Below are 23,406 nucleotides of genomic sequence, written 5' to 3' on the forward strand. Positions count from 1 at the left end.
CAAAAACGCCCGGCTCACGCCGGGCGTTTTTCATTCGGTTTCAGATCATCTCAGGCAACGCATCCAGAACCTTGTCGAGGGTAATCGGATACTCCCGCACCCGCGCGCCCGTGGCGTTGTAGATCGCATTCGCCACCGCCGCACTCACGCCGCAAATCCCCAGCTCACCGACCCCTTTGGCTTTCATCGGCGATGAAATCGGGTCGGTTTCATCGAGGAAAATCACCTCCTGATGCGGGATGTCGGCATGCACCGGCACTTCGTAGCCCGCCAGGTCATGGTTGACGAAAAATCCCTGGCGCCTGTCCACCGAAAGCTCTTCCATCAACGCCGCACCGACGCCCATGGTCATCGCGCCGATCACCTGGCTGCGGGCCGATTTCGGATTGAGAATCCGCCCGGCGGCACAGACCGCGAGCATGCGCCTTACGCGGACTTCGCCGGTGGCGGCATCGACGGCGACTTCGACGAAGTGCGCGCCGAAGGTCGATTGCTGGTACTGCTTGGCGAGGTCGGCGAATTCGATGCTGTCCTCGACTTCGATTGCGGCATGTTGCGCGGCCTCACGTAACGGCACGTTCTTGCTGCCTAGTCGCACGTGGCCATCGGCGAACTGCGCTTCACCTCCTTTCATGCCCAGTTTGGCCGTGACCGCTTCGCGCAGTTTCATGCACGCCGCGTAGACCCCGGCGGTCGAGCAGTTGGCGCCGAACTGGCCGCCGGAGCCGGACGACACCGGAAAGTTCGAATCGCCCAAATGCACAGCCACATCGTCGAGACGCACGCCCATCACTTCGGCGGCGGTCTGGGCAATGATCGTGTAGCTGCCGGTGCCGATGTCCGTCATGTCGGTTTCGACGGTGATCTTGCCGTCGCGCTCCAGCCGCACTCGCGCGCCGGACTTCACCAGCAGGTTGTTGCGAATCGCCGCCGCGACGCCCATGCCGATCAGCCAGCGACCTTCGCGACGACTGCCGGGCGTTGCGTTGCGCTTATCCCAGCCAAAGTGTTCGGCGCCGGTTTGCAGGCATTCGATCAGTCGCCGCTGGGAGAATGGCCGCTCGGTTTTCACCGGATCGACCTGCGTGTCGTTAAGGATGCGGAACTGGATCGGATCGAGTTTGAGCTGTTCCGCCATCTCGTCCATGGCGATCTCCAGCGCCATCAGCCCCGGCGTTTCACCGGGTGCGCGCATGGCGTTGCCTTCGGGCAGATCCAGCGGCGCCAGGCGCATGCTCACCAAGCGATTTTCTGCGGCGTAGAGCAACTGACTTGGCTGCGCCGCGACTTCGACCTTGCCGTCGGCGAGGTTGCCCGACCAGCCTTCGTGGGCGATGGCGGTGAGTTTGCCGTCCGCCGTGGCGCCCATGCGGATGCGCTGGATGGTGGCGGGGCGGTGGGTGGTGTTGTTGGCGATCTGCGGGCGGGCGAGGGCGACCTTCACGGGTCGGTTCGCCAGACGTGCGCCAATGGCGGCGAGGATCGCGTCGGTACGAATGAACAGCTTGCCGCCGAATCCGCCGCCAATGTACGGCGAGATCAACCGCACGTTTTCCTTGGGCAGGCCGAGGGTGGTGGCGATGTCGCCGACGCTCCAGGCGATCATCTGGTTGGAGGTCCAGAGCGTCACGTGATCGCCTTTCCAGGCGGCAAGTGTCGCGTGGGGCTCCATCATCGCGTGGGATTGATCCGGCGTGGTGTAGGTCTGGTCGAACTGCACGGGCGCGGCGGCAAAAGCGCTGGCGAAATCGCCGTGGTTGACGTCCGGCAGTTCGTCTTTCGGTTCCACGCCCTGATCGCGCACGCTGGCCAGATCAAACTGGCCTTTGTCTTGCGTGTATTCGACGTTGACCAATTGCGCAGCGGCCCGCGCCTGTTCGAACGTCTCGGCGACCACCAGCGCTACTGCCTGGTGATAGTGCTGCACTTGCGGCCCGGCCAGCAGGTGTGCGGCGTTGTATTGGCCTTTGCCGAGCTTGCCGGCATTGGCGGCGGTGACGATGGTAAGCACCCCCGGCGCGGCGCGGGCGGCCTCCAGATCGATGCGGGTGATGCGACCCTTGGCAATGGCCGAACCGACCATCACGCCATAGGCCTGATTCTTGACCGCTTCATGTTGCTCGTAGGCGTAAGGCGCCTGGCCGCTGGTCTTCAGCGGGCCCTCGATGCGGTCGGTGGGTTTGCCGATGACGTTCAGCTGATCAATCGGGTTGGTCGTGGCGGGCGTGTCGAATTTCATGCTTCGTTCCTCGCTTGGGCCAGCACCGAGGCAATCGTGCGCTCGACCAGCGTCACTTTGAACTGGTTGTCCGGGGTGGGCGTGGCGCCGTCGAGCAGGCGCGCGCTGACGGCTTTCGCGCCTTGCGGCAACAGCGCTTCCGCCGCTTCGACCCGCCAGGGTTTCGGCGCGATACCGCCGACCGCGATGCGACCGCTGCCATCCTTCTGCAGGATCAGGCCGACGGAAACCAGGGCGAAGGCGTACGACGAGCGGTCGCGCACCTTGTGATAGACATGAGTGCCGCCCAGCGGCGCGGGCAGGGTGACGGCGGTGATCAGCTCGCCCGGTGTCAGGCTGGTTTCGACATTCGGCGTGGTGCCGGGCAATTGATGGAAATCCGCCATGGCGATGCGCCGGGTGCTGCCATCGGCCTTGAGCGTTTCCACCTGGGCATCCAGCGCACGCATCGCGATCGCCATGTCACTCGGATGAGTCGCGATGCAGGCGTCGCTGACGCCGATGATGCCGAGTTGTCGACTGACACCACCAATCGCCGCGCAGCCACTGCCGGGATTGCGTTTGTTGCAGGCCTGATTCGTGTCGTAGAAATACGGGCAGCGCGTGCGCTGGAGCAGATTGCCGGCGGTGGTCGCCATGTTGCGCAACTGGCCCGATGCACCGGCTAGCAGGGCGCGAGCGAGCAGCGCGTAGTCTTTCCGGACGCGGCTGTCGGCGGCCAGATCGGTGTTGCGCACCAGTGCGCCGATGCGCAAGCCGCCGTCGTCGGTGGCTTCGATCTGGTCGAGGCCCAAGTGATTGACGTCTATCAGCTGCTGGGGCGTTTCGATGTCGAGTTTCATCAAGTCCAGCAGGTTGGTGCCGCCGGCGATGAAACGTGCCCCTTCGATTTGCGCGGCTTGGGCAGCAGCAGCGGCAGGGGAGTCGGCGCGGCTGTAATTGAACACTCTCATGCTGGCACCTCCGCGACTTCGCTGATGGCTTCGATGATGTTCGAGTAGGCACCGCAGCGGCAGATGTTGCCGCTCATGCGCTCCTGCAATTCGCTGGCGATCAGTTGCGGCGGTTCGGTGAGGCTGGGGCTGGCGTGGCTGGGGATGCCGTCGCGGATTTCCTGAAGCACCGCCACCGCCGAACAGATCTGCCCCGGCGTGCAGTAGCCGCACTGGTAACTGTCATGCTTGATGAACGCCGCCTGCATCGGATGCAGGTGGTCCGGCATGCCTAGGCCTTCGATGGTGGTGACTTTGGCGCCGTCCTGCATTACCGCCAGGGTCAGGCAGGAATTGATTCGCCGGCCATCGACGATCACCGTGCAGGCGCCGCACTGGCCGTGGTCGCAGCCCTTTTTGCTACCGGTCAGGTGCAGGTGTTCGCGCAGGGCATCGAGCAGGGTGGTGCGGGTGTCGATCTCCAGCGTCTGCGGCTTGCCGTTGACTTCAAGCGTCACTTTGGCCATGGCCGGTTGCTCCAGAGTGGCCGCGTAGGCCTTGAGGCTGATGAAGGGCGGCATCGCGAATGCAGTCGCGGTCACGGCCCCGAGAATCAGGAAACGGCGTCGGGAAATCGCCAACGGCGGATGGTCGTTCATGGCTGGGCTTCCTCTGATCAGGTCGGCAGGTTGCAAATGACCCGCCAGGGCACGCCGGCGTGGTAGCCAGTCTTGGTCTGTTCTAGGAGTGACCGCAGGGGGGAGGAAAAGGTTTTGTCGGATTTCGCCCAAGTCAAAGCCATCAAACAGCCACCGGATGGACGGGAAGGACGCGGCAAGCAGGGCGATGAACGGTCGTTGATGGCCACTGAATCAAAGCCTTTTTCCCCGGTCGTATCTGCGCCAGCGCGCACCCGCGCTGACCGTTTCCGACGTCAAGACCTTGGTTTTAGGGAAATTCTGAATGATGCGTGCAACAAGCCTGCTGCTGACTGTTTCCGCCGCCGTACTGCTGGGCGGCTGTGTGGCGGATTTCGATGATGACCATCGCCATGGCCGGCATTACGACCGCGATCATGGCCGTTACTACGATCATGACCGGCGCTGGGACGACCGCGACGACGACCGCCGCGACGGGCGTCGTTATCACCGCGACCGGGATGATGACTGATTGAAACGAAGAGGGCGTTCCCCGACGGGAACGCCCTCTGGCATTAAAAATGAGCGCTCGCCCGGACGCTGGATCGCGCAGGCACAGAGGCCTCGATGTCCAGCAAATGGGTGGCGAGAATGTCGCTCAGAAAACGGAACTGATCGTTGAGGCCGACCACTTCATTGCTGAAATGATTGCTGGCGGCGGGCATCAACAGATCTTCGAAGGCTTCGTCGAACACCAGCGCCTGGGTCTTGCGCGACACGGCGTGCTGATCGTAGTAGTTGCTGCCGAAGACCGGGAAACTCACGGCGAGGGTGACGGTACTGATCATGATGTGAACTCCTCGTGCTGTGTGTTTCGGATGGGTTAATCGTGCCTTTGACGAGCGGTCGGCGGAAGGCAATCGTCGCGATGGTGAATATCGACGCCATTGATGGTTGGACTGACGCAGCCCTGACCAGCGGATAAACGGCGCACCGCACGCACCTATACTCATGTCATCTCCCCCGGATTCTTCCGGTCTTGCGACCGAGGAACAGATAAGGACCGCCACCGTGAACCTGCGTGCGCTGCTCGTCGCCGCACTGGTGTTGCTGGCCGGCTGCGCCACCACGGCGCGGGCCCCGGTGACCGCGCCGGCAGTGGTGGTCTCGCCGGCCACCTGGCAGCAGATCGACCGGGAAATCGTCAGCGCCTCGAAGCAGGCCACCGAGCAGGTCAAGCTATTCGCCCGTGGCTCGATGGAACATTGGCGCATTCGGGTCTATGAGCAAACTGAAGAAAATTTCATCCCGTGGTTCAGCAGTTACTGGACCCAGGAATGGCTGTCGATGAAGGTCAGCTGGTACACGATCAGCGCCAGCGGTGAGCAGGATGCCTCGGCCAAACGTCTGGCGGCCTATCTGCTGGAGCAATATCAGGAACGGGTGCTGGCGCCGGTGGCGGTGGAGATCGACCCGGATGCGATCCTCGGCCAGTCCACCGCGTTCTACGCGCAGCTGATGGCGCAGCAGATGCCGGTCATCGCCCAGCGCCACGGCGTGCCCATCGCCCAGCTCAACGGGCGGTTGCAGAAAATCCCCGCCATCGCCCTTGGCCCGCCGCCAGCCCGGGACGCCTCGTTGTACCAGGTTGTCAGCACGCAGCCGTTGAACACGCTGCCGGCCTACGCCGCGCTGATCGACAAGATCCATACCGACGGCGGCTCGAAAGGCGTGGCCTCGACCGATACGGCGATGGCGCCGGTGGCCAAGCGCGCCAGTCAGCGCATGGAGGCGGAAATGGCCCCGCGCGGCGCCGCGAGCGCGGTGGCGGCAGCGGCCGGCAAACTGGCCGGGGCGCTGATTTCGGTCGGTGTTGCGGGCATCCGCGCGATCATTCAGGCCAATGACCGCCCCGACAGCGAAGCCCTGATCCGCAGCAGCCTGGGCAACACCTTCGACAAGGCCTGGTTGAAACTGGTGCAGAACCCGACCACCGGCGTGATGGCCGGCACGCTGCACATGGCGGCGCAGGTCGAGGGCAATCTGGGCGGGCGGGATGAGCCGTCGGTCGGGTTGGGCGTCAACCGTGTCGAATGGCGGCCGCCCGAGTCGACTACTCAGCAGATCGAACCCACCCTGCAAGGAGAATGATCATGGCTTACATCGATGTGTTCGTGGCGCCCGTGCCGAATGCCAATCGCGAACAGTACAAAAAACACTGCGAAATCGCCGCGAAGCTGTTCAAGGAATACGGCGCTCTGGAGGTGATTCAGGGCTGGGGCGATGACGTGCCGGACGGCAAGGTCACCTCATTCCCGATGGCGGTGAAACTCAAGGAAGGCGAAACCGTATCGGCGGGCTGGCTGGTCTGGCCGGACAAGGCCACCCGCGACGCCGGCATGGCGAAAATGATGGAAGACCCGCGCATGCAACCGGACGTCAATCCGATGCCGTTTGATGGGCAGCGGATGGTTTACGGTGGCTTCAAGTATTTATTGGAATCTTGAACATGATGTACAAAGCCAGAGCTTTAATAGCGAACCAGTATAAAGGACTGTCATTTTTTACAGGTTGCGAATGGATGCGAATGTTGCAGGATTCGACTTCATATCACTGATGGAGCAATGATGATGTCGTATTCACAAAGTTCGTTTGTAAACGTTACTGCTGGCACCTCTATTATCGTTAGAGATGCCAGCGGCGCGGCCCACAGCGGCACGCTAAAAAGTGTAGGTGGAACAAGTATCACGATTGACTGGGTTACTTATGGCAAAGATAAGGCCTTTGCTTACGCTGACATCAGCAGCGTTGATTTAAATCTCGAACATGGAGTGCCCAAGCATTTCTTAGAGGAGGATGGCACTCTTTCAAAACATCCAAGCAGGTATTGAAGCAATTAGAGCGATTTCCGTAATCGTATTAACCGGATCACTCCGCCGACGGGGTGATCCGGCAGCCTTTGCGGTTGCGGATCTGCTCGTCCGTCGGCCGCTCGCGGACGAATTCGAAACGCGGCTCACCTTCGCTGTAATGCACCAGCCAGCCCCATTCCAGTTCGCTCTCATCCTGTCCGGGATTCGGCGGTCGGGCCCACCAGGGTTCTTTGCTGAGGATCTCGCGCATGACGTCCTCCGGTTGATGGCAATCGTTGAACTATAAACCCCATGCCGAGAGTCGCCAGAAACGGGCGTGTAGAATCCAGGGATCTCGACGAACGAAGGAGCGTGGCCATGACGGACGAAACGCGCGGGGATCAACCGTTCAAGCGGCTGTTCTTCGCCCTGGACTGCCCGCTGGCGCAGCGCAAGGCGATTGCCCAGTGGCGCAGCGAACTGGGTTTGCGCACCGGCAAACCGGTGCCGGCGGACAACTTTCACCTGACGCTGCTGTTTCTCGGCGCGGTGCCGTTGGCGCAGATTGGCGAAGTCTGTGAGGCGGCGGCGAAGGTGCGTACGCCGGGTGAGGCGCTGAGGATTTCGCTGGATCGGTTGCAGGTCTGGCGACGTGCCGGGGTGTTGTCGCTGGCGCCGGAGCAGGCACCGCAGGGATTGTTGCGGCTGGTGTATGCGCTGGAGCAGGCAATGTTGCCGTTCGGGTTTGAAGAGGCGACGCGCGAGTATCGCCCGCACCTGACATTGGCCCGGGACTATCGCGCGCCGGAACCGGAATCCGCCACGCCGCCGGAGTTCTTTCTGCGGGCGGAACGCTTTGCGCTGTTCGAATCCCACAAGGGCCGCTATCGCTCGCTGGCCGACTGGCCACTGATCTGAGCCCACAAAAAAAGGCGCCCAAGGGCGCCTGAATTCACCTGAACCGAGGAAGCCAGGTGAGGCCGTTCAGAGCAGGGGGCAGCGGTGGTAAGGCGCTGCATGAACGGAAACTTGTGATTCTGATCGCTGACTGCCTGATCGTTCCCACGCTCTGCGTGGGAATGCAGCCCGGGACGCTCCGCGTCCCAAAGCGGACGCAGAGCGTCCATTGAGGCATTCCCACGCGGAGCGTGGGAACGATCACCGCGAGTACTTCAGGTTTATTTGCCGAGTTTCACGCGTGTCCAGCCCCGGGTCATGATCCGTTGCGTGGCAATCGGCTGATCCGGCACCGCATACAGCGTGGCCATCACCGCTTGCGGCGGGTACGAGCCCGGGTCGTTGCGGATCGCTTCGTCCACCAGCGGCGTCGCCGCTTCGTTGGCGTTGCTGTAACCGATGCTGTTGGTGACTTCGGCGATGATGTCCGGGCGCATCAGGAAGTTCATGAACAGGTAGGCGTTCTCGACGTTGGCGGCATCGCGAGGGATGGCGACCATGTCGTAGAAACTGCCGGCGCCTTCCTTGGGAATGCTGTAGTCGATCTCGACCTTGTTGCCCGATTCCACCGCGCGGGCCTTGGCCTGCAGCACATCACCCGAGTAACCGACCGCGACGCAGATGTTGCCGTTGGCCAGATCGGAGATGTACTTGGACGAATGGAAGTACGCCACCGACGGCCGGATCTTCATGAACAGCGCTTCAGCTTCGGCGATGTGCTTCACGTCCTTGTCATTCACCGGATAGCCCAGGTAGTGCAGGGCGGCCGGGAGCATTTCGGTCGGCGAGTCGAGGAAGCTGATACCGCAAGCCTTCAGCTTCTCGGCGTTCTCCGGTTTGAACAGCAGGTCCCAGGAGTTGGTCGGCGCATTCTTGCCGAGTACTTCGCGGACCTTGTCCGGGTTGAAGCCGATGCCGATCGAGCCCCACATGTACGGGAACGCGTGGGCGTTGTCCGGATCACTGGCGGAGGCGTTTTTCAGCAGCACCGGGTTGAGGTTTTTCCAGTTTGGCAGCTTCGATTTGTCCAGGGTCTGATAGACCCCGGCCTTGATCTGCTTGGCCAGGAAACTGTTGGACGGCACCACGATGTCGTAGCCGGATTTACCCGCGAGCAGACGCGCTTCGAGGGTTTCATTGCTGTCGAACACATCGTAGGTCACGCGGATGCCGGTCTCGTCCTCGAACTTCTTGACGGTGTCCGGAGCGATGTAATCCGACCAGTTGTAAACGCGCAGCACCTTGTCGTTGGCCTGGGCGCCCGTGGCGATTGCGCCCAATAAGGACAGTGTCAGCAGAGTCCTGCCAAACATTTTCATCGGTGAAACTCCATTCTTTTTATTCAAAAGCTTTTAAGCAAAAGCGCAAAGCCGTAAAACGCGACGGCCCTAGGCCGTCGCTGCCACTCGTTGAGGTTGCGGTTGCTGCCACGATTCGTTGGCGGTTTGATCCATCGCTTCCTGAATCGCACGCTTGCGGTTGGCTTCTGCCTTGCGGCCGAAGTACCAGACCAGGAAGGTCACCAGCGACACCGCCAGCAGAATCAGGCTGGCCACGGCGTTGATCTCGGGCTTCACACCCAGACGCACGGCCGAGAACACTTCCATCGGCAGGGTGGTGGAACCCGGGCCGGACACGAAGCTCGCCAGCACCAGATCGTCCAGCGACAGGGCGAACGACATCATGCCGCCCGCCGCCAGCGACGGCGCGATCATCGGAATGGTGATCAGGAAAAACACCTTGAACGGTTTCGCGCCCAGATCCATCGCCGCTTCTTCGATCGACAGGTCCAGCTCGCGCAAGCGGGCGGAGACTACCACCGCCACATAAGCGGCACAAAACGTGGTGTGGGCGATCCAGATCGTGACGATGCCACGCTCCTGCGGCCAGCCGATCAGTTGCGCCATCGCCACGAACAGCAGCAACAGCGACAGACCGGTGATCACCTCAGGCATCACCAGCGGCGCGGTGACCAGACCACCGAACAGCGTACGACCCTTGAAGCGCGTTACGCGGGTCAGCACGAAGGCGGCGAGGGTGCCCAGCGCCACGGCGGCGATCGCGGTGTAGCAGGCGATTTCCAGCGAGCGCACCACCGAGCCCATCAATTGGGTGTTGTCGAGCAGCCCGACATACCACTTCACCGACCAGCCGCCCCAGACCGTCACCAGTTTGGATGCGTTGAACGAGTAGATCACCAGAATCAGCATCGGCAGATAAATGAACGTCAGGCCGAAGATCAACATGAACTTTGCAAAACCGAAGCGTTTCATCCCCGTGCCTCCATCTCTTTGGCCTGGCTGCGGTTGAACAGCAGAATCGGCACAATCAGGATCAACAGCATCACCACCGCCAGGGCAGACGCCACCGGCCAGTCGCGGTTATTGAAGAACTCTTGCCACAGCACGCGACCAATCATCAGGGTCTCCGGGCCGCCCAGCAGTTCCGGGATCACGAACTCGCCCACCACCGGAATGAACACCAGCATGCAGCCGGCGATGATGCCGTTCTTGGCCAGCGGCACAGTGATTTTCCAGAAGTTGTTGAAGTTGCTCGAACCCAGATCCTGCGCGGCTTCCAGCAGGCTGCCGTCGTGCTTCACCAGGTTGGCGTAGAGCGGCAGCACCATGAACGGCAGGTAGGCGTAGACAACGCCGATATACACGGCCGTGTTGGTGTTGAGGATCTCGATCGGGTGATCGGTGAGCCCGGTCCACATCAGGAACGCATTGAGCAGACCGTTGTTGCTGAGGATGCCCATCCACGCGTAAACGCGGATCAGGATCGCGGTCCAGGTCGGCATCATGATCAACAGCAGCAGGACGTTTTGCGTTTCCTTGCCGGTCTTGGTGATCGCGTAGGCCATCGGGAAACCGATCACCAGACACATCAGCGTACTGAGCAGCGCCACCTTCAGCGAACCGAGGTAGGCCGACAGGTACAGCTCGTCTTCGCCGAGCATGGTGTAGTTGCCGATGTTCAGGAACAGCTGGAATTTCTGTTCGGCGTAGGTGTAGATCTCCGAGTACGGCGGGATCGACAGCGCAGCTTCCGAGAAGCTGATCTTCATCACCAAAAAGAACGGCAGCATGAAGAACAGGAACAGCCAGATGAACGGGATGCCGATGACGAACTTTCGCCCGCTGGGCACCAGGCGCAGGAATTGCTGATTGAAGGTTCTCATGAGCGCAGTACCACGCCGCTGTCGTCTTCCCACCAGACGTAGACCTTGTCGTCCCAGGTCGGACGCGCGCCACGGCGTTCGGCGTTGGCCATGAACGACTGGACGATCTTGCCGCTCGGCAATTCGACGTAGAACACCGAGTGACCGCCGAGGTAGGCGATGTCATGCACCTTGCCTTCGGACCAGTTGTAGCGGGTCTCCGGCTTGATCGTGCTGACGAGCATTTTTTCCGGGCGGATCGCGTAGGTGATCGACTTGTCCTGCACCGAAGTGCTGACGCCATGACCGACGTAGATCTTTTGCTGCAAGTCCGGGCTGTGGATGATCGCGTGGCCTTCAAGGTCCTCGACCACGGTGCCGTCGAAGGCGTTCACGTTGCCGATGAATTCGCAGACCATGCGGCTGACCGGCGCCTCATAGATGTCGACCGGGCTGCCGATCTGGGCGATCCAGCCCAGGTGCATGATCGCGATGCGCTCGGCCATGGTCATGGCCTCTTCCTGGTCGTGGGTCACCATCACGCAGGTCACGCCGACGCGTTCGATGATTTCCACCAGCTCAAGCTGCATTTGCGAACGCAGCTTTTTATCCAGCGCGCCCATCGGTTCGTCGAGCAGCAACAGCTTCGGACGCTTGGCCAGGGAGCGGGCGAGGGCCACGCGCTGACGCTGGCCGCCGGACAGTTGATGCGGGCGACGCTTGGCGTATTGGGTCATGTGGACGAGGCGCAGCATTTCTTCGACGCGGGCGTCGATTTCGCTGGCCGGCAAACGGTCCTGCTTGAGGCCGAAGGCGATGTTCTGCGCAACAGTCATGTGCGGGAACAGGGCGTAGGACTGGAACATCATGTTGATCGGCCGCTCGTACGGCGGCATGTCGGTGATGTCGACACCGTCGAGCAGAATGCGTCCTTCAGTCGGCCGTTCGAAACCGGCGAGCATGCGCAGCAGGGTCGATTTGCCCGAGCCGGAGCCGCCGAGCAGGGCGAAGATTTCGCCCTGATGGATCTCCAGGGACACATCGTCCACCGCAGTGGTTTCGTCGAACTTCTTGGTGACTCGATCGACCTTCACCAGAACCTTTTTCGGTTGCTGATGACCTTCAAGAGCCTTCCTGTAAGTGCTGGAGGCGTTTGCCATGTGAAACTCCCAACAGGTTTCAGTCGCCGGGCCAACGCGGCCTGGCTTAAGAGTGGATTGCAGACCCGCACCGTGCGGGTTGTTCGGCGCCGCCGTCCTGGCTGCCGGGTGGTGCTTTTTGTTTTCGCGGTGTGTTGCTGATCGCGGATGACGGATGCGCAAACGCGCAGCCGCCGACCCCGCGGGGGCAGTAAATGGTTTTGCAATCGTTGGGTGGCGTCAGCGCTGGTTGCGTCGCGCCGCACGCTGGCGGCAAGCCTCGCCGAACGCCTGGAAAATCCGCAGGTAGTTCGGGTTGTCCAGCACTTGCCATTCGGGGTGCCATTGCACGCCGAGGGCGAAGGTCGGGCTGTGCTCCACCGAGACCGCCTCGATCAGGCCGTCCGGCGCCACGGCTTCGGCGCGCAGGCCGGGAGCGAGGCGGTCGATGCCCTGACTGTGAATCGAGTTGACCTGGAATTCACCCGGCAGCTCCAGCGCTTCGAATACGCCACCGGCCAGCACCGTCACGGCATGGGCCGGGGCGTACTGCACGGCGACATCCGGGCTGTCGGCTTCGCGGTGATCGAGCATGCCCGGCAGCTCATGCACCTTCTGGTGCAGGCTGCCGCCGAACGCCACGTTCATTTCCTGGAAGCCGCGGCAAATGCCGAGTACCGGAACGCCCGCCGCGATGGCTGCACGCAATAGAGGAAGGGTGGTGGCATCCCGCGCCGGATCGTGATCCGTGCCGGGAGCGCTGTCCGGGCCCTGATAGTGGAAAGGTTCCACGTTGGACGGCGAGCCGGTCAGCAACAGACCGTCGAGCTGACCCAGCAGGTCTTCGATTTCAGTCAGTTTGCCAAGGGAAGGAATGACGACGGGCAACCCCAGCGCCGCAACGCTGACAGCGCGAACGTACTTGTCGCCGCTGATGTGATAGGGGTGCAGGCCAATCTGTTTGACGCACGCAGTAACGCCGATCAATGGCTTGAATGCCATTTTTATTCACCTCGAAGTTTGACACTTGAACGAGCTTTTCCGGAGCTTAGCCTCGTTGATTTTAATTAACAACTCCCATGTAAAAAATTCTAAACGCCGTTCATCAAATCTTCATCAAGACCGGGGCTCTGGCGCCTGCATTGGCACGAGAGTGTTAAAAAAAGCCCGAAAAATAAACGCTGAGCGGCCCTGTGTTCGCTATTGACTTCACTTTGCCGTTCGGGTTGACTGGCTCGGCGAAACAGCAGTGAACATAATAATTAACAGCTAAATAGGTGCATCATGTCGGTCCCTCTGCGTGCCGTTCAACTCAACGAAGCAAACGCATTCCTTAAGAAACATCCTGAGGTTTTGTACGTCGACCTTCTGATTGCAGACATGAACGGTGTGGTGCGCGGCAAGCGCATCGAGCGCACCAGTCTTCATAAGGTTTACGAGAAAGGCATCAATCTGCCGGCCTCGCTCTTTGCCCTCGACATCAATGGCTCCACGGTGGAAAGCACCGGTCTGGGCCTGGACATCGGCGACTCCGACCGTATCTGCTACCCGATCCCGGGCACCCTGAGCATCGAGCCTTGGCAGAAGCGCCCGACCGCACAACTGCTGATGACCATGCACGAACTGGAAGGCGAGCCGTTCTTTGCCGACCCGCGTGAAGTGTTGGCCAACGTGGTGCGCAAGTTCGACGAAATGGGCCTGACCATCTGCGCCGCGTTCGAACTCGAGTTCTACCTGATAGACCAGGACAACGTGAACGGCCGTCCGCAATCGCCGCGTTCGCCGGTTTCGGGCAAGCGTCCGGTGTCGACCCAGGTCTATCTGATCGACGACCTCGACGAGTATGTCGACTGCCTGCAAGACATCCTCGAAGGCGCGAAAGAGCAGGGCATTCCTGCCGACGCCATCGTCAAGGAAAGCGCCCCGGCGCAGTTCGAAGTCAACCTGCACCACGTCTCCGATCCGATCAAGGCGTGCGACTACGCCGTCCTGCTCAAGCGTCTGGTGAAGAACATCGCCTACGACCACGAGATGGACACCACCTTCATGGCCAAGCCATATCCGGGCCAAGCGGGCAACGGTCTGCACGTACACATTTCGATCCTGGACAAAGAAGGCAACAACATCTTCGCCAGCGAGGATCCCGAGCAGAACGCCGCGCTACGTCACGCGATCGGCGGTGTGCTGGAGACCCTGCCTGCGCAAATGGCCTTCCTGTGCCCGAACGTCAACTCGTACCGCCGCTTCGGCGCACAGTTCTACGTGCCGAACTCGCCGAGCTGGGGCATCGACAACCGCACCGTGGCCGTCCGCGTGCCGACCGGTTCGCCTGACGCCGTGCGCATTGAACACCGTGTCGCCGGTGCCGACGCCAACCCGTACCTGCTGATGGCTTCCGTGCTGGCCGGTATCCACCACGGCCTGACCAACGAAATCGAGCCGGGCGCCCCGGTCGAAGGCAACAGCTACGAGCAGAACGAACAGAGCCTGCCGAACAACCTGCGCGACGCCCTGCGTGAGCTGGACGACAGCGAAGTCATGGCCCGCTACATCGACCCGATGTACATCGACGTGTTCGTCGCGTGCAAGGAAAGCGAGCTGGCCGAGTTCGAGAACTCGATCTCTGACCTTGAGTACAACTGGTATCTGCATACCGTCTGACGCTCAAGCGCTATCTCGCTAACACCGCAAAACCCTGTGGGAGCGGGCTTGCCCGCGAAGAGGCCATCACCTTCAACATTGAAGGTGACTGACCCACCGTATTCGCGAGCAAGTCGAATCGTCGCACCGTCGCCCCCACAGGGATATCGGTCACTAATTCTTATGTGTGAGTCACCCCCATGACCATGACCCGCAACGACTGGGAACAACGCTTCCAGTCCCTGACCCTCGAATCCCGCGCTTTCATCAACGGCGAATATCGCCCGGCCATCAGCGGCGAGACCTTCGAATGCCTGAGCCCCGTCGACGGCCGTTTCCTGGCCTCCGTCGCCAGCACCGATGAAGCCGACGCCAACCTGGCCGTCGAAGCCGCGCGCCAATCCTTCAACTCCGGCGTGTGGGCCAACAAGGCCCCGGCCGAGCGCAAGCGCATCCTGATCCGCTTCGCCGATCTGATCCTGCAACACCAGGAAGAACTGGCGCTGCTCGAAACCCTCGACATGGGCAAGCCGATCAGCGACTCGATGAGCATCGACATCCCGGCGACCGCCAACGCGATCCGCTGGAGCGCCGAAGCCATCGACAAGATCTACGACGAAGTCGCCGCCACCCCGCACGATCAACTCGGTCTGGTCACCCGCGAACCGTCCGGCGTAGTTGCTGCGATCGTGCCGTGGAACTTCCCGCTGATCATGGCCAGCTGGAAATTCGCCCCGGCCCTGGCGGCGGGTAACTCGTTCATCCTCAAACCTTCGGAAAAATCGCCGCTGACCGCGATCCGCATCGCCCAACTGGCGCTGGATGCCGGCATTCCGAAAGGCGTGTTCAACGTCTTGCCAGGCTTCGGCCACACCGTCGGCAAGGCGCTGGCGCTGCACATGGACGTCGACGTGCTGGCCTTCACCGGCTCCACCGCGATTGCCAAGCAACTGATGATTTATGCCGGCCAAAGCAACATGAAACGCGTCTGGCTCGAAGCTGGGGGCAAGAGCCCGAACGTGGTGTTTGCCGACGCACCGGACTTGCGCGCGGCAGCACAAGCGGCGGCCGGCGCCATTGCGTTCAACCAGGGCGAAGTCTGCACCGCCGGCTCGCGCCTGCTGGTGGAGCGTTCGATCCGCGAGCAATTCATCCCGCTGCTGGTGGAAGCGCTGCAAGCGTGGAAACCGGGCCACGCACTGGATCCGGCGACCACCGTCGGCGCCGTGGTCGATCAGCGTCAACTGGACAACGTGCTGCGCTATATCAGCATCGGCCGGGAGCAGGGCGCCGAGCTGATCGCCGGCGGCCGACGCACCCTCGAAGAAACCGGCGGCACCTACATCGAGCCGACGATTTTCGACGGTGTGACCAACGCGATGACCATCGCCAAGGAAGAAATCTTCGGCCCGGTGCTGTCGCTGATCACCTTCGACACCGTTGAAGAAGCGCTGCACATCGCCAACGACAGCATCTTCGGCCTCGCCGCCGGGGTCTGGACCAGCAACCTGAGCAAGGCCCACACCTTCGCCCGTGGCCTGCGCGCCGGCAGCGTGTGGGTCAACCAGTACGACGGCGGCGACATGACCGCGCCGTTCGGTGGCTTCAAACAGTCGGGCAACGGTCGCGACAAATCGCTGCACGCGTTCGACAAGTACACCGAGCTGAAAGCGACCTGGATCAAGCTCTGACTCTTTTACAGCGGTGGTCGCCTGCAACCGGCGACCCTCGGAGAATAAAAAAATGAAACAACAACACGTGAACAGCTACTACGCCGCCACCCGCAACGAAGTGATCGACTTTCCGATCCTCGAAGAGTCGGTGGAGTGCGATGTCTGCATCATCGGCGCCGGCTACACCGGCCTGTCCTCGGCGCTGTTCCTGAGCGAAGCCGGCTACAAAGTGACGGTGCTGGAAGCGGCGAAAGTCGGCTATGGCGCCAGCGGTCGCAACGGCGGCCAACTGGTCAACTCCTACAGCCGCGACGTCGACGTGATCGAAGAACGCTACGGCGACAAGACCGCCGAAATCCTCGGCAGCATGATCTTCGAAGGCGCCGACATCATCCGTTCGCGCATCAAGGAATACGACATCAAATGCGACTACCGCCCGGGCGGCATTTTCGCAGCGATGAACAACAAACAGCTCAAGGGACTCGCCGAACAAAAGCGAAGCTGGGAACGTTACGGCAATAAAAACCTGAAGATGCTCGACGCTGCGGACATCCGCCGCGAAGTCGGTTCCGATGCCTACGTCGGCGGTCTGCTGGACATGCAGGGTGGCCACATCCACCCGCTGAACCTGGCTCTCGGTGAAGCCGCGGCCATCGTGCGTCTGGGCGGCAAGATCTACGAGCAATCCGCTGCGGTGGAAATCAAGTACGGCGAGCCCAACGTCGTGCGCACTGCCAAAGGCCAGGTCCGCGCCAAGTACCTGCTGATCGCCGGCAACGCCTACCTGCCGCAAGGCCTCGACAACCGCGTGACGGCCAAGAGCATGCCGTGCGGCTCGCAGATCTGCGTCACCGAACCGTTGACCGAGAAACAGGCCCGCAGCCTGATCACCAACAACTATTGCGTCGAGGACTGCAACTACCTGCTCGATTACTACCGTCTGACCGCCGACAACCGTCTGCTCTACGGCGGCGGTGTGGTCTACGGCGCCCGTGAACCGGATGACATCGAAACCCTGATCCGCCCGAAGATCCTCAAGACCTTCCCGCAGCTCAAGGACGTGAAAATCGACTACCGCTGGACCGGCAACTTCCTGCTGACCATGTCGCGCATGCCGCAATTCGGCCGCATCGAGAAAAACGCCTACTACATGCAGGGCTACAGCGGCCACGGCGTCACCTGCTCGCACCTGGCCGGCAAACTGATCTCGGAAATGATCCGCGGCGACGCCGAACGCTTCGACGCCTTCGCCTCCCTGCCACACATGCCAATGCTCGGCGGCCGCACCTTCTCCGCGCCGCTGACCGCCCTTGGCGCCGTGTACTACTCGCTGCGCGACCGTTTCGGCATCTGAGTTACCTCGCCGGCGGCGCCCCCAAAAAGGGCGTTGCCGGCTTTTACACCGTGCAAGCAGCACCACAAACCCTGTGGGAGCGAGCTTGCTCGCGAAAGCGGCCTATCAGCAAAAGGGATGTTGAATATGCCGCCCAATCGCGAGCAAGCTCGCTCCCACAGGTCTTGTGCCTGACCCGCAATTACCTCCAGCAGGCTCTTTTCACCCACCGTCCATCGAACCTGCTGAGCAACACCGACAAACGTGATTTAATAGCCGCCTTTCACGGTTCCGGGACACGGGAGCAACGTGATCCGCGCGACCTGCGCGGCACCCGCCACCCACCCCCATTACCCTTAAGTCGTTCTCACATAAGGCTGTCATGGATACGGGTTCTCGACTCAAACTAGTACGCGAAAGCTACAAACTCTCCCAGCGCGAGCTGGCCCGGCGTAGCGGCGTGACCAATGCCACCATCTCCCTGATCGAACAGAATCGTGTCAGTCCTTCCGTCAGCTCACTGAAAAAGCTGCTCGAAGGCATCCCGATGTCCCTGGCCGACTTCTTCACCTTCGACCAGCCCCCCCGCGAACACCAATACGTCTTCCGCGCCAACGAACAACCCGACCTCGGCCGCCACGGCCTGCGCCTGCTCCTGATCGGCGCCTCGGTCCCAAGCCGCCAGATGCGCTTGCTGCGCGAACAATACGCGCCGGGCGCGAGTTCGGGGGAAGAGCCGATTGTTCACTCGGAAGGTGAGGAGTGTGGGCTGGTGACACGCGGCACCGTGGAGTTGACGGTGGACGGGCAAGTGAGCGTGTTGAGTGCGGGGGACGGGTATTATTTTCCGACGACGCTGCCGCACAAGTTTCGGAATATCGGGGCGGATGAGGCGGAGATTATTAGTGCGAATACGCCGGCGAATTTTTAAAGGCGGCTTGTCCCGAAATGTTTCATAAAAAAGGAAATGGCTTGTTCAGACATTTCCTTTTTTAGAGTTTTTCTTACTACCTTCTGGGTTCAAAGAATGTTGACTCAATCCCAGCCTTCAAACCTTTTGCCGAAAATTTTTCTTTAACCTCTTCATACCGCTCGGGAGAAAAATACTCTCCACTTTGAGGGTCGAAGTACCAGCCAGTCCTGACTTCTGCAGGGCATTCCGGATAGGGGCCGCGCATCCCCGTGACACCGGTTGTCGCTTGCGCTTCATCCATGATTTTGTTGACCTGAAGTAAGTTTGATTCAGATACGGAATTGAACGTCGCGAAATATTTCATTTGTTGAACCTCGATAGTTTTCTTCCTAGATAGATTGGCGAAAAATAAATTCTATTTCACCTGTCAGAACTGACAGGTGCCTAGTCTATTTCGTGATTGCCCTAATAGCTTTCTGAATAAAAGCAACAATTTAACTTGTCCGGTTTTCAATGATGCGAAATACGTCGCTCACGTCCTGCACCATGATTCTGGCGATGGTGGTCACGGTGTAAATGTCGTGTTCGGCATGGTCAGGGAGGCGGATGCAGGTCATTAGATCCAGGTATTTGAGAACGGCATTGAGGCGCTCACTGGCACAAGCATGGAGGTCGCGCAGTGGGGCGTCAGTATCGATGAGCAGGACGGGGTGATCGGTAGCTGGATGTGACATGTTCGCGCAGTGGCGCATGAGTTTCTGTGTCGTCATGGTGTTAATCCTTTGTTGAGAAGAATTGCCACCGTCCTGCTGCGAAACAAAATGGGTGGCAGCTATGCGCGGGTTCGCAGACCGGAGGATTAACACCAAGACCCGGCAGACCCGAAGGTCTCCCACGCACAACCGCCATAAAATTTGCGCAGCCGAGAGTCGGCCGTGCTAGGCGGAACAGGGTGTCAATCTTAAGGGCTGCGAAACCCTATCGCCAAATTCGTTCAGCGACAGACCCACTCTAGGCACCGATTCCCACCGTCGCAATCAGCCTGTAGGACGTGAAATCACCACGTCTGGCCAGAGAGTTCGCTCGCGTTCGGCGGCGCAACCGGCGTAAATCAAGGGCTGCGGAGTAACAGGGGAAAACGACTTGCCAGATTTCGGCCCGCTTCGCAGCCCCGCAAGAACAAGCTCCCTCACCACGCGGAGCAATTTCCTACGGCGTTTTCAGATCAAAAAACTCATCACACATTCCACCCCCGGAACTTTCCCCAAAACCGATGTCAATTTGATGGCGTGTCGCGACGCTCATTCATCGGCTCAAGCAGTGCCAGGCTGGTTCCTGGTCAACCATGGAAGTGTGTGATGAGACTATTACTCGCAATGTTGTTGATGTTCAGCGGCTACAGCTTTGCCAGTTGCGGCAACATTGATGATCACGATCAGCGTGCCTATTGCAATGCAAGGGAGAGCGGCAGCAGTTGCGGCAACATCGACAATCACGATCTGCGGGCGGCGTGTAACGCGGAGATGGGCGGCAGTTCCTGCGGCAACATCGACGACCACGACCAGCGCGCCTACTGCAACGCCAAACAGAGCGGCAGCAGTTGCGGCAACATCGATGATCATGACCTGCGTGCGCGATGCAACGCGGAGCAGGGTGGCAGTTCCTGCGGCAACATCGATGACCACGACCAGCGTGCTTACTGCAATGCGACCACGGGCGGCAGCAGTTGCGGGAACATCGACAACCATGATTTGCGTACGCGGTGTGAGGCCATGAAGCGCTGATCTGGTTTTGATTGCTTTACTCAGTGCCAGGCTGTTTCCCGGCAAGCTCAAGGAAGTGTGAGATGAAACTGATTCTTGCGATGTTGTTGCTGTTCAGCGGTTACGTTTCCGCCAGTTGTGCCAGCATCACTGACCCAGACAAACGCAATTATTGCCAGGCGATGGAGGAAGGTAGCAGTTGTTATTCCATCGACAATTACGATTTACGCACGGCCTGCCAAGCGGAGAAGGGCGGTTCATGCGCGGGTATCCAGGATCGTGACCAGCGCGCCTATTGCGACGCCAAGAAAGGCAGTAGTTGTGCCTCGATCGATAATTACGATCTTCGCACCGCTTGCGAAGGGGAGAAAGGCGGTTCATGCGCGAGTATCCAGGATCGTGACAAACGCTCCTTCTGTGAAGCGAAGCAGGGCAGCAGCTGTGCGAGCATCGGCGACGGGGATCTGCGCAACCAGTGTGAAGCCATGAAACGCTGATCCATCGGCCTGAATCCAAACGCAAAAAGGGACACCCAACGGTGTCCCTTTTTTGTGTGCGATTGAAACGGATTTCCCGGACCACCCAGTCAAACTTTTCACTTGCCACGCCCCGGCTCATCGCCAAAGGTTCCTCCCATCAGCACCACGTCGTAGACTGCGAAACAAGTTGTAAAGCCTCTCCCACGGACGGAACCGCGCATGATTCAGATCGGCAGCCGCAACAACGCCCCCACGCCGCAGCACAAAACCCAGGACATCTACATCTTCAGCATCGACCTGTCCCGCCCGGCGACGCCGTTCTGTTTCGAGCAATCGATTGGCGGCGGGCATGTCGAGCAGGGCGGTGCGCGGTGGTTGGCACTGGATGAGCTGGATGGCTGGCCCGGTGAATGGCGTGAGCATTTGAAGAAGGCCGGATGTGCCTGGGTGGGCGAGTTGCTGGACGCGCGTTCGGGGGAGAGTCAGGCTGATCTGGTCTCGCTGATCCTCCAGCGGTACGCCGAGCCGGCGCAGCCGACCGGGCGTTTTCAGGCGATTGGGCGCTGGTTCAAGCGCTATTTCTACATCAGTGGCCGGTACGGCGCCTAATCCGAGGAAACGCAAATGACTCAGACTCTGGAACGCGCCATCGCGATTGCCGCCACAGCCCACGTGGGGCAGGTGGACAAGGGCGGCGCGCCGTATATTTTGCATCCGCTAAAGGTCATGTTGCGCATGAGCAGCCTGGAAGAACGCATCGTCGCGGTGCTGCACGATGTGGTCGAGGACTGCGGCATCAGCCTGGAGGATTTGCGCAAGGAAGGCTTCAGCGAAGCCGTTTTGTCGGCCATCGAATCGGTGACCAAAGTGCCCGGCGAATCCTACGAGGATTTCGTCGAGCGTGCGGCACAGAACCCGATCGGGCGGGTGGTGAAGCTGGCGGATCTGGAAGAAAACAGCGACCTGTCGCGGATTGCCTCGCCGAGTTGGGAGGATCTGGAGCGGATCGAAAAATATCGGCGGGCGATTGGATGGTTGCGCGCCTGACTTAACTGAAAAGCACCTTGAATAGCCAGGAAGGCGACCATGAAATCCATTCTGTGTTTGTTGATTGCTGCCGGATTCGGCGCGCTGTTGCAGTTCGAAGGTGTGCCCCACGGGTTGCTGTTGGGCTCGATTCTTGTGACGGCACTGGTCGTCACCAAATTCAAATTCGCGCCAGCGACGCCCTATGGCCTGGGCTACATCCAGGTTACGCTGGGCATCGCCACCGGGTTGATGTTCGAAGCGTGGGACAGCGCGACGGTCTCGACAATGTTGCCGAGCCTTGGCGTGTTGTTGCTGTGCCTGGCAGTGCAGGTCGCGCTGGCTGCTTGGTGGCTGTCGCGCGGGGCGGGATGGAATCGCACGGATGCCTTGCTGGCGGTGTATCCGGGCGCGCTGGCGGCGGTGTTCGATTTGCTGGAATCACATCAGGCTTCAAGCAAGGTGATCATCGTGCACTTGATGCGGCTGCTGCTGATCACGGTGCTGGTGAGTTTGCTGATTCCCGGAACGGCGCCGGTTGCGGTGGCCGAGGTCGAGCCGCTGTCGACGGGCATGGCGTTGACCGTGCTGTCGGTGATCGGTTTGAGCGTGGTGGTCGGGCGTTTGCTGCTGGTTGTTGGCGTGCCGGCGCCGTTCATGTTGACGGCAATCATCATCACCGCCGTGTTTGTGAAATCGGGATGGCTGCAGGGCTTTCACATGCCGGACTGGAGTCTGAATCTGGCGGCGCTGATTCTCGGTGTGCGGATCGGCTCGCGGTTCCAGGGATTGGGCCTCGCGGAACTGGGACGTCATGGCCGCACGGCATTGGTGTCGGTCGGTTTGATGATTCTGGTCGCGGCGGTTTTTGCATTGGCCGCCGCGCGATTGCTGGGCAGCGATGCGTTGTCGCTGTGGCTCGCGTACATGCCGGGGGCAATCGAAACCATCGCAATCGTCGCGTTCGCCGGCGGACTGAATGTGGTGTTTATCCTCACTCACCATCTGGCGCGAATGGTGGTGCTGCACTTCGCGCCGGCGTTGTTGGTGCAAGTACGGCGGGTGAGGGAAGGGGCGTGATCCAAGTGGTGCTGACTTTTACGGATAATCAGTGCCACCGTTTGGATAGCGACATCTGCAAATTCGTCGAGCGGTTAGATCGACCCCTTTGAAAAAGCCATATTTCTGAAAGGCCAAAATCGAATAGTTCGAACAGCTAGGTTCGAATCTACATGCCGATCTCAGCCTTTCAGGCGCCATTTTCTGATAGCAACGGATTGCCAATATGGCGACGGGAACCATCATGCAGGCTTGCGTAGGGAAATGACGTAGTACTCGGTCAGTACGTTTTTCTTACCGAGCAGCGCATCGAAGCACCCCGGTTTGACAGAAACCCCAATAGTGTCGATTCGGTAGAACTCCCAACCGTCTTCTGCGTGGGAGTTCACTACGTTCTGAAGATAGACTGCGGCTTCATTCCCACGGTGCTCTTTGGCACGAACTTCAATGTTTGGCGGGACTTGAACCATTTTATATACGTACATCCTTGCTCATCCTTTCCAGCGCTGCATTCCGAATGAATGACAGAACCGAACGTTTATACTTAATTTGATATCTCTTGGCCATCATTCGCTGGGCGTTGCTGGATCGGTCGTGAAC

The 23,406-nt window shown here is 60.3% G+C and carries 28 protein-coding genes; 14 read left to right on the forward strand and 14 right to left on the reverse strand.

The features are described from left to right. Positions 1-40: 40 nt before the first annotated feature. The 3 genes from paoC to paoA are packed head-to-tail and all read right to left on the reverse strand — an operon-like array spanning position 41 to position 3,830. On the reverse strand, positions 41-2,239 hold the full coding sequence (paoC, locus tag LOY31_RS11130) for an aldehyde oxidoreductase molybdenum-binding subunit PaoC (RefSeq protein ID WP_258713251.1): 2,199 nt from the start codon (positions 2,237-2,239) through the stop codon (positions 41-43). Beyond that, positions 2,236-3,192 (reverse strand): xanthine dehydrogenase family protein subunit M, encoded by a 957-nt coding sequence (locus LOY31_RS11135; RefSeq protein WP_258713252.1) that lies wholly within the window; start codon positions 3,190-3,192, stop codon positions 2,236-2,238. The genes paoC and LOY31_RS11135 overlap by 4 nt, the downstream gene beginning before the upstream one ends. After that, positions 3,189-3,830 (reverse strand): aldehyde dehydrogenase iron-sulfur subunit PaoA, encoded by a 642-nt coding sequence (gene paoA / locus LOY31_RS11140; protein ID WP_258713253.1) that lies wholly within the window; start codon positions 3,828-3,830, stop codon positions 3,189-3,191. The genes LOY31_RS11135 and paoA overlap by 4 nt, the downstream gene beginning before the upstream one ends. Positions 3,831-4,134: 304 nt before the next feature. Between paoA and LOY31_RS11145 the strand changes: the two genes are divergently transcribed. Further along, entirely contained in the window at positions 4,135-4,341 is a 207-nt protein-coding gene (locus LOY31_RS11145; protein ID WP_064382340.1) for a hypothetical protein, read from the forward strand. Between the two features lie 43 nt (positions 4,342-4,384). Here the strand turns inward: LOY31_RS11145 and LOY31_RS11150 are convergent, their stop codons facing one another. After that, the gene (locus LOY31_RS11150; RefSeq protein WP_085607515.1) at positions 4,385-4,657 is read right to left on the reverse strand and encodes a hypothetical protein; all 273 of its coding nucleotides are present in this window, start codon (positions 4,655-4,657) and stop codon (positions 4,385-4,387) included. 223 nt (positions 4,658-4,880) lie between these two features. Between LOY31_RS11150 and LOY31_RS11155 the strand changes: the two genes are divergently transcribed. From LOY31_RS11155 to LOY31_RS11165, 3 genes are all read left to right on the forward strand, one after another. Further along, complete coding sequence (locus LOY31_RS11155; RefSeq protein ID WP_007957129.1) at positions 4,881-5,960, forward strand: hypothetical protein; 1,080 nt, start codon at positions 4,881-4,883, stop codon at positions 5,958-5,960. A gap of 2 nt (positions 5,961-5,962) precedes the next feature. Further along, complete coding sequence (locus tag LOY31_RS11160) at positions 5,963-6,316, forward strand: DUF1428 domain-containing protein (protein ID WP_258713254.1); 354 nt, start codon at positions 5,963-5,965, stop codon at positions 6,314-6,316. Positions 6,317-6,439: 123 nt separating this feature from the next. Further along, on the forward strand, positions 6,440-6,700 hold the full coding sequence (locus tag LOY31_RS11165; protein WP_258713255.1) for a hypothetical protein: 261 nt from the start codon (positions 6,440-6,442) through the stop codon (positions 6,698-6,700). 37 nt (positions 6,701-6,737) lie between these two features. Here the strand turns inward: LOY31_RS11165 and LOY31_RS11170 are convergent, their stop codons facing one another. Next, a complete protein-coding gene (locus LOY31_RS11170; RefSeq protein WP_007957125.1) occupies positions 6,738-6,932 on the reverse strand; it encodes a hypothetical protein in 195 nt (64 codons plus the stop codon). Between the two features lie 107 nt (positions 6,933-7,039). Here LOY31_RS11170 and thpR point away from each other — a divergent pair, with 107 nt between their 5' ends. Then, positions 7,040-7,579 carry an RNA 2',3'-cyclic phosphodiesterase gene (gene thpR, locus LOY31_RS11175; protein ID WP_258713256.1) on the forward strand — a complete coding sequence of 180 codons (540 nt, stop codon included), beginning with the start codon at positions 7,040-7,042 and terminating at the stop codon, positions 7,577-7,579. Between the two features lie 260 nt (positions 7,580-7,839). On the opposite strand, the gene LOY31_RS11180 is transcribed toward thpR, so the two are convergent. The 5 genes from LOY31_RS11180 to LOY31_RS11200 all read right to left on the reverse strand — a co-directional run bounded on the left by LOY31_RS11180 (position 7,840) and on the right by LOY31_RS11200 (position 12,922). After that, on the reverse strand, positions 7,840-8,937 hold the full coding sequence (locus LOY31_RS11180; protein WP_007957121.1) for a polyamine ABC transporter substrate-binding protein: 1,098 nt from the start codon (positions 8,935-8,937) through the stop codon (positions 7,840-7,842). 69 nt (positions 8,938-9,006) lie between these two features. Continuing rightward, positions 9,007-9,891, reverse strand: coding sequence for an ABC transporter permease subunit (locus tag LOY31_RS11185; protein ID WP_007957119.1), 885 nt, complete (start codon positions 9,889-9,891; stop codon positions 9,007-9,009). Then, positions 9,888-10,802: an ABC transporter permease subunit gene (locus tag LOY31_RS11190; protein ID WP_007957117.1), complete on the reverse strand. Its 915-nt coding sequence runs from the start codon at positions 10,800-10,802 to the stop codon at positions 9,888-9,890. Before LOY31_RS11190 ends, LOY31_RS11185 begins: the two co-directional genes overlap by 4 nt. Further along, entirely contained in the window at positions 10,799-11,941 is a 1,143-nt protein-coding gene (potA, locus tag LOY31_RS11195) for a polyamine ABC transporter ATP-binding protein (protein ID WP_007957110.1), read from the reverse strand. The genes LOY31_RS11190 and potA overlap by 4 nt, the downstream gene beginning before the upstream one ends. A 219-nt stretch (positions 11,942-12,160) precedes the next feature. After that, positions 12,161-12,922 (reverse strand): gamma-glutamyl-gamma-aminobutyrate hydrolase family protein, encoded by a 762-nt coding sequence (locus LOY31_RS11200; RefSeq protein WP_007957108.1) that lies wholly within the window; start codon positions 12,920-12,922, stop codon positions 12,161-12,163. 282 nt (positions 12,923-13,204) lie between these two features. Here LOY31_RS11200 and LOY31_RS11205 point away from each other — a divergent pair, with 282 nt between their 5' ends. The 4 genes from LOY31_RS11205 (at position 13,205) to LOY31_RS11220 (ending at position 18,497) form a co-directional block, all read left to right on the forward strand. Further along, the gene (locus LOY31_RS11205; protein WP_007957099.1) at positions 13,205-14,581 is read left to right on the forward strand and encodes a glutamine synthetase family protein; all 1,377 of its coding nucleotides are present in this window, start codon (positions 13,205-13,207) and stop codon (positions 14,579-14,581) included. A 179-nt stretch (positions 14,582-14,760) separates the two neighbouring features. Further along, positions 14,761-16,251, forward strand: coding sequence for an aldehyde dehydrogenase (locus LOY31_RS11210; protein WP_007957097.1), 1,491 nt, complete (start codon positions 14,761-14,763; stop codon positions 16,249-16,251). 52 nt (positions 16,252-16,303) lie between these two features. After that, positions 16,304-17,587, forward strand: coding sequence for an FAD-binding oxidoreductase (locus tag LOY31_RS11215; protein WP_108561094.1), 1,284 nt, complete (start codon positions 16,304-16,306; stop codon positions 17,585-17,587). A gap of 361 nt (positions 17,588-17,948) precedes the next feature. Beyond that, positions 17,949-18,497, forward strand: a complete 549-nt coding sequence (locus LOY31_RS11220) for a cupin domain-containing protein (protein WP_007957093.1) — start codon at positions 17,949-17,951, stop codon at positions 18,495-18,497. 76 nt (positions 18,498-18,573) lie between these two features. Here the strand turns inward: LOY31_RS11220 and LOY31_RS11225 are convergent, their stop codons facing one another. Both LOY31_RS11225 and LOY31_RS11230 read right to left on the reverse strand, forming a co-directional pair. Further along, positions 18,574-18,843: a hypothetical protein gene (locus tag LOY31_RS11225; RefSeq protein ID WP_179695546.1), complete on the reverse strand. Its 270-nt coding sequence runs from the start codon at positions 18,841-18,843 to the stop codon at positions 18,574-18,576. Positions 18,844-18,973: 130 nt separating this feature from the next. Further along, a complete protein-coding gene (locus LOY31_RS11230) occupies positions 18,974-19,249 on the reverse strand; it encodes a fructose-bisphosphate aldolase (protein WP_258713257.1) in 276 nt (91 codons plus the stop codon). Between the two features lie 588 nt (positions 19,250-19,837). On the opposite strand from LOY31_RS11230, the gene LOY31_RS11235 reads away from it, so the two are divergent. The 5 genes from LOY31_RS11235 to LOY31_RS11255 all read left to right on the forward strand — a co-directional run bounded on the left by LOY31_RS11235 (position 19,838) and on the right by LOY31_RS11255 (position 22,827). After that, entirely contained in the window at positions 19,838-20,263 is a 426-nt protein-coding gene (locus LOY31_RS11235) for a hypothetical protein (RefSeq protein ID WP_077572288.1), read from the forward strand. A 62-nt stretch (positions 20,264-20,325) separates the two neighbouring features. Continuing rightward, entirely contained in the window at positions 20,326-20,739 is a 414-nt protein-coding gene (locus tag LOY31_RS11240; protein ID WP_007957072.1) for a hypothetical protein, read from the forward strand. Positions 20,740-20,940: 201 nt separating this feature from the next. Next, a complete protein-coding gene (locus LOY31_RS11245; protein ID WP_258713258.1) occupies positions 20,941-21,330 on the forward strand; it encodes a hypothetical protein in 390 nt (129 codons plus the stop codon). Positions 21,331-21,345: 15 nt separating this feature from the next. Further along, positions 21,346-21,768 (forward strand): HD domain-containing protein, encoded by a 423-nt coding sequence (locus LOY31_RS11250; protein WP_258713259.1) that lies wholly within the window; start codon positions 21,346-21,348, stop codon positions 21,766-21,768. A 39-nt stretch (positions 21,769-21,807) separates the two neighbouring features. Continuing rightward, positions 21,808-22,827, forward strand: a complete 1,020-nt coding sequence (locus LOY31_RS11255; RefSeq protein ID WP_258713260.1) for an AbrB family transcriptional regulator — start codon at positions 21,808-21,810, stop codon at positions 22,825-22,827. 18 nt (positions 22,828-22,845) lie between these two features. Here LOY31_RS11255 and yidD read toward each other — a convergent pair whose 3' ends face one another. Further along, positions 22,846-23,052 (reverse strand): membrane protein insertion efficiency factor YidD, encoded by a 207-nt coding sequence (yidD, locus tag LOY31_RS11260; protein ID WP_221533045.1) that lies wholly within the window; start codon positions 23,050-23,052, stop codon positions 22,846-22,848. After that, the gene (locus LOY31_RS11265) at positions 23,049-23,291 is read right to left on the reverse strand and encodes a DUF4177 domain-containing protein (protein WP_085607494.1); all 243 of its coding nucleotides are present in this window, start codon (positions 23,289-23,291) and stop codon (positions 23,049-23,051) included. Before LOY31_RS11265 ends, yidD begins: the two co-directional genes overlap by 4 nt. Between the last annotated feature and the right edge of the window lie 115 nt (positions 23,292-23,406).

The sequence above is a fragment of the Pseudomonas sp. B21-021 genome (genome assembly GCF_024749205.1).
Classification (GTDB): Bacteria; Pseudomonadota; Gammaproteobacteria; order Pseudomonadales; family Pseudomonadaceae; genus Aquipseudomonas; species Aquipseudomonas paraglycinae.